This window comes from Okeania sp. SIO2C2, from assembly GCF_010692625.1.
GTDB lineage: Bacteria > Cyanobacteriota > Cyanobacteriia > Cyanobacteriales > Microcoleaceae > Okeania > Okeania hirsuta.
In genome coordinates this window covers 78,060-93,420 of the sequence record NZ_JAAHGM010000013.1, presented here as the reverse complement: position 1 = coordinate 93,420, position 15,361 = coordinate 78,060, and the positions used below count along the sequence as shown (strand labels likewise).

Genomic DNA, 15,361 nt, shown 5'->3' with positions numbered 1-15,361 from the left:
GAGGTCTAATGTATATTCTCTGGGGAATGCTCCGATCAAGTCTCATAAAGAGCAAAGCTTAAAGGATTAATCGTCACGGTTTGTCCAGATAATAATTTTTCAGGTAAAGCAGCACCTTCTCCCATCCATTCTCGGTCTGAGGAATTAATCAGCTTTTGCCAATTTCCTGTGGGTAGTTGAGGTTCAAATGTCACAGAATGCTTTTCAAAATTCATCAGACTCAATACACTACTTTTTTCTCCCCACCTGTGAAGCAATAAGACATTTTTATCAGCAAAACTTTTTACTTCTATTTGAGAGATGTCAAGCCTAGCTAATACTGGAATTTTTTTCCGTAGCTCAATTAAGCGTTTATAAAAAGAACGTAAAACTCCATATTTACCTTCCCTAGATTTTTCCCAATTTAATTTAGAGTCCATAAATACTTTTTCACCTTGAGGATCGGGCACTTCTCCAGACCAATTGAAAGACTTAAATTCTTCTGCTCTACCTTTTCTCACTGCTTCTACTAAATTAGGATCTCCATGACTAACAAAATACATAAAAGGATTTTCTTCTCCATACTCTTCTCCCATAAATAACATTGGTACAAATGGAGAAATTAAAACTGCTCCTGCTGCTAATTTTAATCCTTCAAAATTTACTAAAGCTGATAACCTTTCTCCAATTAATCGATTACCTATTTGGTCGTGATTTTGAATACAAACTACAAATTTTTCTCCAGCAAAACCCATGGTTGAATTACCATGATTTCTCTGACGGTGAGGTGAATATTCTCCTGTATAAACATATCCTTGTTTGTAAGACTTTTTCAGAGAATCTATACTCTTAAAATCAGAATAATATCCAGAACTTTCTCCTGTTAAAAGACTATGTAAAGAGTGGTGAAAATCATCACACCATTGAGCATCGTGACCAAAACCTCCATTTTCTTTTGAACGTAAAACTCGCACATCATTTAAGTCACTTTCCGCAATTAAATAACGTTTCCAACTACCATTTTTACTAAACTCTTCTACCCGGTTAGCTAACTGTTGTAAAAAAGGTTCAGCACTCATGTCATAAATGGCGTGAACAGCATCTAAACGTAAACCATCAATATGATATTTATCTAACCAATACAAAGTATTTTCAATAAAAAAATTACGGACTTCATTACTATATGCGTCGTCAAAATTAACAGCATTACCCCAAGGAGTATGATATTTATCCGTAAAATAAGGACCATAATCCCAGAGATAATTTCCTTCAGGCCCAAAATGATTATAAACAACGTCCAAAATCACAGAAATGCCCATTTGATGACAAGCATTAACCAGTTGCTTTAGACCATCAGGCACACCATAGGAATCTTGGACACCATATAGATAAACTCCATCATAGCCCCAGTTGCGATCGCCTGGAAATTGGGCAACTGGCATTATTTCGATAACGTTTATTCCTAAATCTTTTAATTCTGGCAACCTGGGAATAATTGCTGCAAAAGTTCCTTCCGGAGTAAAAGTACCGACATGAAGTTCATAGATAATCATTTCTGCCAAGGGGATACCTTGCCAAGAAGTATCATTCCAGGTAAATTTTTGATGGTCTACTATTTTTGAGGGACCATGTACTCCTTGGGGTTGCCAGTTAGAGGCGGGGTCTGGTCGGTCAGTTTCTCCATCTAATTGATAGAAATAGAGAGTTTCCTGGTCAATGTCTTTTGCTTCTCCTTGCCAATATCCCCATTCATCTTTTTGCAGACCTATTAATTTTTCTTGGGGATGTACAATATGTACAGCTAACTTTTCTCGTAGAGGTGCCCACACAGTAAATAGGCATTTATTTGTTTCTGCTGAATAATGGCTACCAATTATCATAGATTTATAGATTCTGAGGACGTTGAATTTTTTATAATTAATGTTGTCTAATTTTAGACTACATTTTTGTCTGTTAATTTATTAACCTCTTAAAATCAAATTACTTTTTTAAAAAAAATTTCTAATTTTTCCTTTTCATGTAAATTATTCAAAACTACAACGTTATAGTTATGACTGTCTCATTAGTGAGTACCACCGAAGCAGCTTTTCTATTAAATATCTCGACAGGTAGATTGCGTTTTCTACTAAATACTGGCCGCGTTATAGGTGCTAAAAAAGTCAAAAGACTTTGGCAGATTCCCCTAAATCAAAGGGGGATGCCAGAAATTACGCCTGGTCGTCGTGGTCCAGAACCAACTTGGAATAAAAATCGGCGCACAGGTAATACTTTTATTCATGTTTTACGAAAGACTATAGACTATAATCGAGACCATGGAACTTCTCATACAGCAGTCGCGGTAAAAGTAGGAGGTAAAAAAGATTATTGCCACGCTGTGAAAATTCATGGACTTTGCCAAATAGTGTATCAACCTCATAAACCTAATACAAGTCAAGCTGGAGGTGCCCGTCTATGGATTGAAGTAGAACCGGGAAATATAGTAGAGCGAGTATATTTCAGTGATGGAGATTATGGTCCGCCTCCGGAAGTGCTTCAGCAGCGGGCAAAACAAAAAAATCGGAAAGCTAAACACTGTTTATCTGCAACGTTATAGTTTTTGACTACTATTATATATAGTGTTTTTGGGTGAATTTTGAGAAAGATATGTGGCGATCGCTCATAATCTATAGAACCCATTTGATATCTTTAAGGTTGATTTTCTTTTCTACAGCGTTCGTGTTCGTGTTTCATGTGCGTAGCGAAGCGGAAGGTCGCCCTATCGCTGAAAAACAATGCTATTTTTAGTTGAATAAAAAATCATGTGTATGGGCGAGTGAACCCTTATAATTTTTATCGTATCACAATTTTTGTGAGGATGCAACCGAAAATCTTTTGACGCGCCGATTTTTTCAGGAGCTTCATAGAATGAAAAAGTTTGTAATTCTGTATTGTCTAAGTTTTTAGAGATACCTTGAGGAGTTCTACAGTATTTTTGGCTCAGTTTTGAGAAAAATGTGTGGCGATCGCTCATTCTTAACTAGAAATCCTCTTGAGGAAAGATAAGAGGATTAAAGCGGTTTTCATTTTGGTAGAAACAGTAGGGGCGAATAGCTATTCGCTTCTGTAGAATAGTGTCTAACAATTAATACTCATCTTCTGCCCATTCTGTAATAGGGAGAATGGAAATAGCAGCACCTGGTTCGCTATTAGAAACTGTTTTGAGATTTTCTGCAATCCAATGGAATAATTCACGGAATTTCAAACCATTGAGCAATTTGGGTGGTGTGTTTAAAGGAGCAATTTCTTCCAAGCTAATCATATCTGCTCCTTGAACAGCAACTACAAAAAAGTTGAGTTTATTCATTTCTACAGCTTGTCTGATAAGCTGTGCGGATTTTTGCCAATCGTCAGTTGGAGAGCTACCTATAATCAAAAATACCCAGGGTTTTTTAGAATTCTGATAATTTTCGATTTCATCTAATGCTAAGTCAATTCCCTTGCCTATGGTAGTTGTACCTTCGGCTTTCAGGGGAGATGGGAGAAATTTATCTATACTGACAAATTCTTGGACTGTTCGTCCGTTACTATTACAGGTTATGATGGCTAACTCTACATTCTGGGATGGGTTAGTGTTAGGTTCAAATTCTTGTTTAAAAGAAGTAATTCCATCATTTAAGGAATCTATACGCTGACCATACATTGAACTAGATGTATCTAATAGTAAGACGACTGGAATCTTAGGTTCAGTGGAATGTGTTGATAAACTCTTCTGTTCTTGGTTTGGGGAAAGAGAATTTTTTGTTGCTGCTGTGGAAAATAAGGGTGTGGATGTTCCTTGGTTAAGTTGAATGCGGTCTGCAAGTCCAGTTAAATGTTCTATTTGTAATAAATTAAATAAGTTTGAGGTAGAGTCTCCTGAGCCACTATTACCACCACTCGTCATAATCTGAGGATAAGTAATTTGCATTTGAGCTATTGCATCTGCCCATTTTGCTTGTAATTCTATTTGAGCATAAACTTCAGGGCCAAGAGCAGCAATTCTGGCACGAAAAGCATTAATCTCTATTTCAGTAAGTTTTTCCTGCCGAGCTATTTCAACATCAATGTGCATTTTATTTACTTTTGCTTTTGCCTTCTCTTTCTCACGATCAGCTTGGGCTTCCCTTTGAGCAGTATATACTTTGGTATCAGCTTGAATTTTTTGTCCTACAGCTTTTGTTTCTTCCTGTTCTTTAGTCAATTGTTTGTTTTTTTCTTCAGTTTGTATTTTTTCTTGAATCGTCTTACTCTCTTCTTGAGCTTTGACTTGTTCTTGTTTTAAATCTTCTAATACTTGTCTGTGTTTATCTAATTCCTCTGGTAAATTAAATGCAATAATATAAGTACCCCATCTTTCTATACCATATTTTTCAAGAACTGCCTCAATATAAGCTTGAGCTTCTTCTTGACACTGAATTATTGTTTGTTGAAACTGAATTGCTGTTTTAGCAGTAGCAGCGTGTTTAAAGTGACCTTCAACAACCTTGGTTAATACACGATTCACAAAATTTCTAATAGCTGGATATTTCTTAATAGTTCTTCCCAAATTATCATTCATGTATATTCTTTCTACTTCTGCTGCTGATGTTCCAATTTGACAAATCACCATCGGTGCATTTTCAGCAGCAATACGAATTATCTGGGTAAACTGAACTTGGAATTCACGACCATCGGATGAAGTTAGTTTCAACGTATTGAGCTTATAGTCATAATCCAAAGGATGTTTTTCTTCATCTGATGACCAATTCAGTACGATTAGAGTAGTTGGCACTAAATGTACTGTTTTAGTTCTGGTGTTAATAGGATAGTCACCAGCCATAAGTGGCTCTTTTTGAACCCCTTTGTATCCTTCTGGAACTAATTCATATATATATTCACTCTCATCAGAAGATATACCCTGGTTATAATTGTGTCTGTCATATTTTTTCCCAACAAAAGATACAACAACTCCCACTTCTTCTTGCTCAATTCTAGTTAGTGGTACTTGCTCAACCTTGACAAACCAAGGATTTAGATTCCATTCTCCTTCTTTCAAGACTTCTTCTTGCAAACCCTTGTATCCTCCTAAATCTAGGAATTTCTGCCCATCTTGATAATTATCATGCCCCTCAATTTCTGGTCCTGCAATTTCATCTTTAGGAAGAGTTTTCCCAGCCATTGTAGTTACAATGCCAATTTTACCTTTGTCGATTTTGTAAACTTTTAAATTCTCTGGATTTTCATTATTTTTATGGGCATTAGCAGTAGTAATAACGGTAAATAAATCTGTATTAATTTTATATTTTCCTGTAGTCAAAATAGCAAGCTGCTTACCTCTTTGTCCTCCACTATTTAGAAATGCTTCTGCATCTTGAAAACTGTCACATTCTACAACTTTGCCTAATATTTGTTTTGGCGAAGCTCCATAATTGGCTATTACCAGTCCTATTTCTCCTGGACGAATAGAAATAATGGGGACTATTCTGATATTGAATATTTCGGTGTTAATCTTGTATGTTCCGACTTCTAGATGAGCGAGCTGTTGACCTGCTTGACCTCGACCCTTAATAAAGGCTCGTGTGTGCTGAAAATTATTACAATCAACTTTCCGACCAAAGCTTTTACCCTTTTCCAAGGGAGAACCATATTTAGCTTCGACCAAACCAATTTCATCTTTACTAATTGTGATAACTTCTTTTTTCTCAATTTTATACATCCAAGAAAAATATCCCCAATTAGGAAAAGCATTAATTTTTTCATTCTTAATTTGTGCCAATCTATCTCGAATCTTTTTTAATAAGGTATAACCTTGATTTGCCTCAATTTTTTCATCCTTGATTTGTTCATTTTTCCCATTTTTTTGATTCTTAATTTGTTCCAGCCTATCTCGAATTTCTTTTACCAAAGTAAGACCTTGATTTTTCTCATGTAACTTACTAAAAATTTTATGTAACTCATATCTATTTAGACCATTACATTGAGTTAAAAAATCAGATATAATTCCGGAAAAAGATTGATTGAGATTTAATTTTCCAATCTTAAACCCTCCCCTTTTTAGAATAGTTATAAATTCTCTTTATTCGTTATAAGCTCCTAAAATTTCATTGGTAATTTCTTTCTCAATATCCTCATATTTGCCTCTTCGTTTTCTAATCTCATCTAGAACCTCTTGAAATAAACTAGCCATAAATATTTTCTCGTTGTTAATCACAAATCCACTCTCTTCAACTTTTTCCTTTTTTTCATTCTTAATTTTTTCCAGTCTATATCGAATTTCTTTTAATAAGGTAAGACCTTTATTTTGCTCGTATAACTTACTAAAAATTTTATATAATTTGTCTACATTTATAGCATTACATTTACTTAAAAAATCCTCTACAATTGCTCTTAGAGGTTGATTTAGATTCAAGTTACCAATATAGAACCCCCCTTGTTCTAGAGCATATATAAATAATTCAGCTCTTTGATAAACTTCTACAAGATTGTTAATAATTTTCCTCTCAATATCTTTAATATCTTGATATTTACCACTTCGTTTTCTAATCTCGTCTAGAACCTCTTGAAATAAACTAGCCATAAATATCTTTTCATTGTTCGTCACAAATTTATTCTCTTCAAGTTTTTCCTTATATATTTCAATCAAAAAAGGAATATTTTGTTCTAAATCTTGACTAGACAGCAATTTCCTGTTTTGAGCTAAAATAGAAGAACAAGCTTTCACTGCCAAGATAAACTCCTCTTTTAATTCTTTGATTTCACTTCTAGCTTTCAATATTTCCTCAAGAGTCTCACGGGTCAGGTTTTGCCCTTCGAGAATCATTGCATATAATTCATCTTTCTGCTTTTGTGTTTGTTTATCTTGATTGAGACTAAGGAAAAATTCAATCGGACTTCCCAAAGGACCAAGTGCCTTAGAAGCTGCTTTAGCTAAAGCTTGTAAATAGTTTCTTGCCATTGTTGAAACATCAGATATGTATTTATTTATTTTATTGCTTACAAATAGAAAGGTCTAATCTTGATACTTTATTCCTGAAAGACCTATAGATATACAATACCCATTCTTAAAATTCTTGCTTTTCCCATTCTTTGTTGATTTGTTAGTGGCAATACTTAGAGAGTGTTTGTCAACTAAAGATTAAGACTTTTCAAGTGTTTAATGTTCGGTGGGTTACGGCGGAAAATTAAATTTTGGCTACGATTCGTAAGTGCTTATGCAAAATTAGAAGTTGCGATCGCCTTCTTCTATGACCAAAATTAAAAAACCGTTTCCCGCAAGAAGGCAAAAGTATAAGTAAAAAGAATCTAATCAACTATTATTATTTTTTATACTTATCAAAAAATCTCTGATTTCGGCTAATTGTTACAAAATATTTCACCTACTTGCGTTATTTCAGCGATTTGGTATCATATAGATACATAGTTTATTGTGCTAGTCTTGTGTTTAAAAATCATAAATTTTCCCTAGAAAAAGCTACAACTTTATATTTTTCGTCAATATAGGGTGCAAAAATTTATACCCTTTCTACGGATGAATGAATCTCAAAAAAACTAATTTTGAACAGGTGTCGGTGCTTAAGCAATTATAACCATTGACAAATGTGTTCTGATAGTATCCAAAAATTGAAGGGTAGGAGCAGGCAGAAATTCCTGACTTGCCTGTAGCACTATAATTCAAGCTGACCAATACGAAAAATTTAATTTGAAGGGATTCACCTTATAGCGCTTTTCATTAACATAGAATACAGAGATTTTGGATTAAAGGCACTTATGCTGAGGGCAGAAGGCAAAAATTTTGTAGTCTACCTTTGTGAAAACTGCTATAAATCCTAATTATTAAAATATACAATTAATGCACAACTACTTAGTTATTGTCGCCTAACCTACCCTACGCCTGGATTTAATATTCTTGTTATAAACATTCTCTTATATATCATTTGATAGATTGCCAATTCCAGATAACCTATATTTAAGAATCAATTTGAACAGTAAGTTAAACGAATAATTGTTTAATTTATTGGGTGCATCTAACTTTTGAACAAAGCAAAAAATTTCTAGTTTTTAAGGAAAAAGTAATAGGGAACAGGGAATAGAAAAAAAGTATTTTTACAAATACTTAAGATGCACCCTATTCATTAAAAATCTGAGAGCTGACTGCTAATACCTAAATGCTTATAAACGTCTTAAAACAATAATTGAACGTTCCATCACAGGAATAGGAACTTCACCTTGATATTGCTTACCATTTTCCACAAAACGAGACTTACTCGTATCAACAATAACTACCCAATTTCTATCTTGAAACTTAGGAGGAATTGTAAACTCTATCAATTCATAATGAGCATTAAAAAATATCATAAAACAATCATCAATAATCCTTTCCCCACGGTCCCCACTAGCAGGAATTTCTTCTCCATTTAAAAACACACCAACAGCTTTAGCAAAATCAATATTCCATTGTTCTTCAGTCATTTCTCCACCATCTGGATTATACCAACCTATATCACTCACATCGGAACCATGAATTGCCTGACCTTGAAACCATTTACGTCTATGAAAGACTGGATGTTGACAACGGAAATAAATTAACTGTCGAGTAAAGTCTAACAAATCTACATTTTCTACTTGTAAATTCCAATCCAACCAAGAAATTTCATTATCCTGACAATAAGCATTATTATTACCTTTTTGGGTTCTGCTAAATTCATCTCCACCTAATAACATTGGTACACCCTGAGATAACATTAATGTCACTAAAAAATTACGCTTTTGACGGTTTCTTATACTTACTATATCCGAGTCGTCAGTTTCTCCTTCCTCTCCACAACACCAAGAACGATTATATTCTTCTCCATCATTATTATCTTCCCCATTTGCCTCGTTATGTTTTTCGTCATAACTAACTAAATCATTCAAAGTAAAACCATCATGGGCGGTTATAAAATTAATACTCGCATGAGGCAACCTACCATTAGCAGCATATAAGTCTGAACTACCTGTAAAACGATAAGCAAATTCTGCTAATGTTTCCTCTTCCCCTCGCCAAAAATCTCTAACTGCATCTCTATATTTACCATTCCATTCTGACCACAATAGAGGAAAATTACCAACTTGATAACCACCTTCTCCTACATCCCAAGGTTCAGCTATTAATTTCACATTAGAAATAACCGGGTCTTGGTGAACAATATCAAAAAAAGCTGCCAAACTATCTACTTCATATAATTCTCGCGCCAAAGCTGAAGCTAAATCAAATCTAAAACCATCAACGTGCATTTCCGTCACCCAGTAGCGGAGACTATCCATAATTAATTTCAATACTTGGGGGTGACGAACGTTGAGAGAATTACCACAACCAGTAAAATCCATATAGTAGCGGGGGTCATCTTCTACTAAGCGATAATAAGCAGCATTATCAATACCTCTAAAGGATAAAGTTGGACCTAGATGATTACCTTCTCCAGTATGGTTGTAAACTACATCCAATATCACCTCAATACCAGCATTGTGCAATGCCTTAACCATTTGTTTAAATTCTCGAACTTGCTCCCCTGCTTTACCACTAGAACTATAACCACTGTAGGGAGCAAAATAATTAATCGAGTCATAACCCCAATAATTAGATAATTCCTTATCAACTAAATGTCCTGGGTATCGGATAAAGTGATGTACTGGCATTAACTCTACCGCAGTAATACCTAGAGACTGAAGATAGGCGATCGCCGTTGGATGTGCTAACCCCGCATAAGTACCCCTCAGATTTTCGGGAATGTCAGGATGTAATTTAGTGAACCCTCTGAGATGAATTTCATAAATTATAGTTTCGTGGTTGGGAATGTTTAATAGTTTGTCGTTTCCCCAATCAAAACTTTCATCAATTACCACAGATTTTGGCATGAGGTGAGCATCATCATCCAAGGTGCAAGCTAAATCTTTTTCTGGGTCATCCCAAGAATAGGCAAATATTTCTTGACCATAGAGTATATCCCCATCAATTGCTTTGGCATAAGGGTCAATTAATAATTTATTGGGATTAAAACGATGACCTTGGGACGGTTCGTAGGGGCCATGTACTCGAAATGCATATCTTTGACCTGGACCTATGCCTGGTACATAGCTATGCCAGACAAAGTTACTAACTTCTGTCAGAGCTAGTCGTGTTTCTTTATTTTGCTTGTCAAATAGACAAAGTTCAACACTAGTAGCATTTTCAGAGAATATAGCGAAGTTAGTGCCTTTACCATCCCAGGAAGCTCCCAGAGGATATGGTTTTCCAGGCCAAAGTGGTACATACATAGATAAATTAAGAACTTTTCAGAATTAAAGGACTATTTTTGTAGTTATAAATTACAAATAGTTTAGCAAAGTATTTATTTTTCTTGCTTGTTTTGTGGAACTTATTTCATCAGGACTTATGACAAACGGTGGGTAGGTAAACAACCAAAATATTTCTAACTTTTTATCTTTCTATTATTCTAATTTTTCAACGATTGTATCTGTGGTGATGAATTAGAAAGTCTAGTGGTTTATAGCTGTCAGAAAATTATGGAAGAGTAGGAAATTTTTCAGGGGTTAACCTGTTTTCATTGATGACCGAAAACTAGGAATACTTAATTATTACTAATCATCCGGACATGGTCTTAGATCTGTGTAATTAATTTTGTGTACCTGCTTATTTTGAGGATTATTTTAATTAGTAATCTGTATTTGGAGAAAAGGAAGTTTAAAATGAATAATTTAGTAAAGAATACAGTTCAAACTTTAGGTATAGGTGCTGCCTTAGTTGGGTTAAATGCTAGCGTTGTTGATGCTGTAGCAGGTCAAGGAATTTTTGGAGAAAATGTCGAAAAGAGAGAGCAGGTTGTTTTAATTAATGGTGCTGGTCGTAGCACTACTGAATGCCGAGTATGTTAATGGTGTGCAAGTGGCGCAATTTAGGGGCAATAATGCTCTATTGAGTGATATACAGGAAGCTGCAAGACGTTTGAATGGGACTAAAGTTATTCCAAGGGGAACTTCTATTATCGATCTAGATATTTATCCTCCACCAACCCTAGTCATTGAAGTTGCTAATACCTCCCTATTAGATGATAAAGGTGAAAAACGTTTGTTGTATGAAGCAATGAATGTCTCTGAATATTGGATAGTTGACGTACAGAATCTAGAAATTATTGCTTTTGCAGTTGCCAATGGAGGAAGTAGAAAAATTAATCAGTCTCAAGTTTTGCCTGGTTTAGCTACTTCTTTGTTAGAAGAAGCACTTCAGCGCAGTTGCCAAACAAACCAAGGTCAAGTTTATCCTTGGTTATTAAAGGAATTTCAACAGAAGTAGAAATAAACTCGTTAATCCATCCGTACATCCGTGGCAGAATCCTTGTATACCCTTTTCTCTATTTACCTCATCATTCTCTCAAGCTTCAAAAAAAATAAATAGAGATTTATCTTACATCTCCCCCATCTCCCCAAGAATAGCAAAAATTATTTTGTGAAGCTCAGAAAGATATACATAACAACCTCTGGCAAGGGAAAATCTTACTCCCACTTCTTCTTTTCCTAGTGGCGATCGCTACTTCTACTCTCATCCCACAATCATTCTCTGAAGCTCTAAAAAAAATCGGCGATGGATTTTGCCTTGCACTCCCTAAATAACCATGATACTATTTTATTATTGGGGTTTGCTCACCTATACGCATGACTTTTTATTCAACCCGGTAAAAGTATTTTTTCAGACTAATAATCTCTCCAGACTAATAATCTCTTTTGTCATAGAAATAGCTACCCAAACCTAGACCGCCGAAAATCATTTTGTGAAGCTCAGAAAAAATCAGATGAATTTTTCCATGTTCGTATACTCTAAGTATCAATCATATCTAAAATTTATGAAGCGATCGCTATCTATAAACCCACAACAAAAACATTCATTATCTAAAGCTGATCAAAAAATCGGTAATGGGAAGGATTGTTGCCTTGGCTCAAAAATTTTGATAAAATTTTATTTTTAGGGGTTGTTTGCCTATGTGTATGACTTTTTATTCAACTAAACAACTAAGTGAAATAAAGACTAATATCTACCAAAATCACAACCTAATTATCACAAAAAAGTAGATAGGTCAACTCCCATAAAAAAGAGAAGAGAAAAATTAGTTATTCATAGTAGAGGAAGATAGGAGCGATCGCCAAGCAAAACAACCAAATAATCAGTATTTGCAGCTTTAAAATCTAGTCAAGTAATAACTAACCGCTGGAATTTATCACTGTTCATAGCTTACTACAGAATTGAACAAAAGTGCTAAAAATATTGAAACTTCGTTAGCCAATAGAGAAAACTGCAACATTTTTTTGTCAGAGATCGATGACAAACTTTAAAATTTTCAAACAAAAAACTAAAACCTATAACTAAAACTTAAAAACCCACCAAATATAATTTACTAGGTGGGCAAAAATAATTAAAAATAGAAAAAATTTATCACATCATCTTGTCTAACCTATTAATACGCTTCAACAATCGTATAAAAGCAAACCCCATCACAACAACCACTAAAATCAAAGCAAATGCTAGACCAGGCTGATTATTAACATAGAGAATAGTCGCCGACAAAGTAAAACCACTGATAAGCAGGGCATAATTAGTACCCATTTGCACATTACTAACCCGCCGAACCAACCTATCTGTTTCCGTAGCTCGAACCCGAACCCTAATATCCCCCTGCTCCAACTTATCAATCGCATCCTCAATACGACGAGGCAAACCCAAAGCAGTAGAACTAACCTGAGCCGCTTGACGACCTAGTTCATTAAAAATAGTATTTTGAGAATTTCCATCAGACATCAACTCCATGGCAAACGGTTGTGCCACCTCCATAAAATTAAACTCTGGGTCCAAACCCTTACCAACCCCCTCCAAAGTAGAGAAAGCTCGCATCACAAAAGTAAAAGTTGCCGGAAAACGGAAAGGTTGGTCATAAGCAACCTCATATAAATCATCACTAATAGCTGTAATTGACTGAGCCTCAAACGGCTTATCCATAAAATTATCCAACATATATTGGATCGACCGCCTCACAGGACCCATATCTCCAGTAGGAGTTAACGCTCCTAAATCTATTAGAGAGATAATCACTCTTTCAGCATCTTTTGAAGCAATGCCATAAAGAGTTCCCATGAGTTTTTCCCGGATATTGGACTTAATTTGCCCCATCATGCCAAAATCGTAGAAAATTAATCCTCCCTCAGGACTAACAGCAATATTGCCCGGATGAGGATCGGCATGGAAAAACCCGTCATTCAAAAGTTGTCTTAAGTAAGCTTCAGCCCCCATTCTAGCCAAAGCCTTGCGGTCTTGACCTGACGCTTCGAGAGCTTCATAATTACTAATCTTGATACCTGGAACATACTCTAAGGTCAGTACCCGTGGTGCTGAATACCGCCAATAAACTCTTGGTACTTTTACCCAATTACAATTTCGGAAGTTACGGCGAAAGGTATCAGCATTGCGACCTTCGTTGAGATAATCTATTTCTAGCCACAGAATTCGGCAACATTCTTCATAGATACCCAACCAATCTCGACCGCGACCCCATTCTGGATGTCTTTGAAAATAACGAGCTACCCCTTTAAGAATAGTTAGATCGATTTGGAATAGTTTTTTCAGCCCTGGTCTTTGTATTTTGACTACTACATCTTCACCAGAATGAAGTTGCGCTCTATGAACTTGACCTAAACTCGCCGCAGCTAGGGGGACTGGTTCAAAGCTATGGTATAGTTCGTCTGTCTTTTTTCCCAGGTCTTCTAAGATTATTGTTTCTACCTGTTCGTAGTTGAAAGCAGGGACTTTATCTTGGAGTTTTGAAAGTTCTTCGACGTACTCAACAGGAAATAAGTCTGCACGGGTAGAGAATAGTTGTCCCAACTTGATGAAGGTTGGGCCTAATTCTAGCATTGTCTCTCGTACCCAAATTGCTTGTTTGCGACGTCTGAGATTTTTCTTTTCTTCTGTTACTCCCCCTCGGTAGCTCCAATTTTTTTTGTCTACCCATAGCCAGGTTAGCCAGGTGAGAAAAAAAGCCCAAATATCAATGTAACGACGCTGGCGAGAATAATTTTCTCTATTCCAGCGATAAGCTTTATCACTATAGGATTTTGTGGAGGCTTTGGTCATTGAGCCTCCAGTTGTATAGTTAGCTTGTCCTTTGCGGTTAATGATGTTGTCATCAAGGAGAACAGACACAGTAGCAGTATATAATAATTTGTGATATGATTTAAAGATTTGCTGATAGCAATGGACAAAATTAGCGGTTGGGTTGTCTTTAGACAGAACCACTACGATATTTTTGTAGTTCCGATCTAACTTGAGCGACTTCAGCTCTTAAGTCGTCGATTATAGCTTGTAGGTCTTTGGGTTGATCGTTTAAGTTGCTGGAGTTACTGATATTATTTTCTGTTTGAGCTTCCCGGTCTGCTCTTTCTAATGCTTGTTCAATGAAACTTCGCAAATTCTCTCTTTGCTCTGCATCAAATTTTCCTAGTGTACTAAGAGAGTTGGTAACAACATTTTCTAGTTGTTCGTAAACTCCTTCTGCAATAGCTCTACCAACGAAAAAGGCATGAAGTGGTGATTTACTCATAATTCAAAGTTGTCTATCTTGTAAAATTTACTAATTAATTTTGATTGATATTTTCTGTAAAAGCAAGGCTTATCTTTATTTTTACTTACTTAACAAGGTTTCTCTTGATTTTTCAATTATGCTACTGGTTGTTAAGCAAATTTTCATGCTTGATGTTTGATTTATTTACTATATTTTTACTATAAAATATCTTAATCACCACCCTGTTAAAATACTTCTAATTATTTACTTGATTTGTTAATCTTTTCCAGTTTTTGAAACCTAATTATCTCAGTTGTTTATTAAAACTATGCTGATTGTAAAGTATTGTATCACATCATCTTATAAATATCCGAATCTTGCTACCTGCAAGATGTCTACCTTTGTTTTATTTTTCCAATCTGGACTTGCAGATGTGTTATATCATGTCCGGTTAAATACTTAGAAATAACTACGGAGGAGTCAGGTAGGGGATCCAACTGTCGGATTAGCGACGTACAGGAGTCAGGAGGGAAGAAGAAGGAAGAGAAGAAGAAAGTTTTTTATTACTATTACTAATTAAACGGACATGATATTACAGCAGTTTTGGAGTTGATCAGGTACAAAATTTTAGGACTTTAGGGAGTAGGGAGTAGCGGTGCGACCCCGCGTCGGCGACAGTCGCAAGGGAATGCTGACCAAGAGAGGGAATGCGCATCAAGAGAGGGAGTAGGGAGTAGGGAAAAAAAGATTAGCCTTAAAAGCGTACCTTACTATCCTAAAAAGTGCTGTAGGAGTACAATTAT

Annotated in this window: 9 protein-coding genes; 3 read left to right on the top strand and 6 right to left on the bottom strand. The window is 35.5% G+C overall.

Annotated elements, in window-relative coordinates; all coding sequences use genetic code 11:
- Positions 1 to 35 precede the first annotated feature (35 nt).
- Positions 36 to 1,859 carry a malto-oligosyltrehalose trehalohydrolase gene (gene treZ, locus F6K18_RS13375; RefSeq protein ID WP_287521442.1) on the bottom strand — a complete coding sequence of 608 codons (1,824 nt, stop codon included), beginning with the start codon at positions 1,857 to 1,859 and terminating at the stop codon, positions 36 to 38.
- 170 nt (positions 1,860 to 2,029) lie between these two features.
- On the opposite strand from treZ, the gene F6K18_RS13370 reads away from it, so the two are divergent.
- Positions 2,030 to 2,572: a DNA-binding protein gene (locus tag F6K18_RS13370; RefSeq protein ID WP_287521441.1), complete on the top strand. Its 543-nt coding sequence runs from the start codon at positions 2,030 to 2,032 to the stop codon at positions 2,570 to 2,572.
- 528 nt (positions 2,573 to 3,100) lie between these two features.
- Here F6K18_RS13370 and F6K18_RS13365 read toward each other — a convergent pair.
- From F6K18_RS13365 to glgX, 3 genes are all read right to left on the bottom strand, one after another.
- The gene (locus F6K18_RS13365; RefSeq protein ID WP_287521440.1) at positions 3,101 to 5,881 is read right to left on the bottom strand and encodes a VWA domain-containing protein; all 2,781 of its coding nucleotides are present in this window, start codon (positions 5,879 to 5,881) and stop codon (positions 3,101 to 3,103) included.
- A gap of 171 nt (positions 5,882 to 6,052) precedes the next feature.
- A complete protein-coding gene (locus F6K18_RS13360) occupies positions 6,053 to 6,931 on the bottom strand; it encodes a hypothetical protein (RefSeq protein ID WP_287521439.1) in 879 nt (292 codons plus the stop codon).
- 1,214 nt (positions 6,932 to 8,145) lie between these two features.
- Entirely contained in the window at positions 8,146 to 10,269 is a 2,124-nt protein-coding gene (gene glgX, locus F6K18_RS13355; RefSeq protein ID WP_287521438.1) for a glycogen debranching protein GlgX, read from the bottom strand.
- 432 nt (positions 10,270 to 10,701) lie between these two features.
- On the opposite strand from glgX, the gene F6K18_RS13350 reads away from it, so the two are divergent.
- On the top strand, positions 10,702 to 10,887 hold the full coding sequence (locus tag F6K18_RS13350; protein WP_287521437.1) for a hypothetical protein: 186 nt from the start codon (positions 10,702 to 10,704) through the stop codon (positions 10,885 to 10,887).
- A complete protein-coding gene (locus tag F6K18_RS13345; protein ID WP_287521436.1) occupies positions 10,847 to 11,305 on the top strand; it encodes a Uma2 family endonuclease in 459 nt (152 codons plus the stop codon). Before F6K18_RS13350 ends, F6K18_RS13345 begins: the two co-directional genes overlap by 41 nt.
- 1,134 nt (positions 11,306 to 12,439) lie before the next feature.
- Here the strand turns inward: F6K18_RS13345 and F6K18_RS13340 are convergent.
- Both F6K18_RS13340 and F6K18_RS13335 read right to left on the bottom strand, forming a co-directional pair.
- The gene (locus F6K18_RS13340; RefSeq protein ID WP_375341321.1) at positions 12,440 to 14,200 is read right to left on the bottom strand and encodes an ABC1 kinase family protein; all 1,761 of its coding nucleotides are present in this window, start codon (positions 14,198 to 14,200) and stop codon (positions 12,440 to 12,442) included.
- A gap of 79 nt (positions 14,201 to 14,279) precedes the next feature.
- Positions 14,280 to 14,597 (bottom strand): DUF6825 family protein, encoded by a 318-nt coding sequence (locus F6K18_RS13335; protein WP_287521435.1) that lies wholly within the window; start codon positions 14,595 to 14,597, stop codon positions 14,280 to 14,282.
- Between the last annotated feature and the right edge of the window lie 764 nt (positions 14,598 to 15,361).

What these genes read in the sequence shown, in the direction of transcription:
- glgX (WP_287521438.1), bottom strand. Translation starts at nt 10,269, where the DNA reads ATGTATGTACCACTTTGGCCTGGAAAACCATATCCTCTGGGAGCTTCC.
- F6K18_RS13335 (WP_287521435.1), bottom strand. Translation starts at nt 14,597, where the DNA reads ATGAGTAAATCACCACTTCATGCCTTTTTCGTTGGTAGAGCTATTGCA.
- F6K18_RS13345 (WP_287521436.1), top strand. Translation starts at nt 10,847, where the DNA reads ATGGTGCTGGTCGTAGCACTACTGAATGCCGAGTATGTTAATGGTGTG.
- F6K18_RS13360 (WP_287521439.1), bottom strand. Translation starts at nt 6,931, where the DNA reads ATGGCAAGAAACTATTTACAAGCTTTAGCTAAAGCAGCTTCTAAGGCA.
- treZ (WP_287521442.1), bottom strand. Translation starts at nt 1,859, where the DNA reads ATGATAATTGGTAGCCATTATTCAGCAGAAACAAATAAATGCCTATTT.
- F6K18_RS13350 (WP_287521437.1), top strand. Translation starts at nt 10,702, where the DNA reads ATGAATAATTTAGTAAAGAATACAGTTCAAACTTTAGGTATAGGTGCT.
- F6K18_RS13370 (WP_287521441.1), top strand. Translation starts at nt 2,030, where the DNA reads ATGACTGTCTCATTAGTGAGTACCACCGAAGCAGCTTTTCTATTAAAT.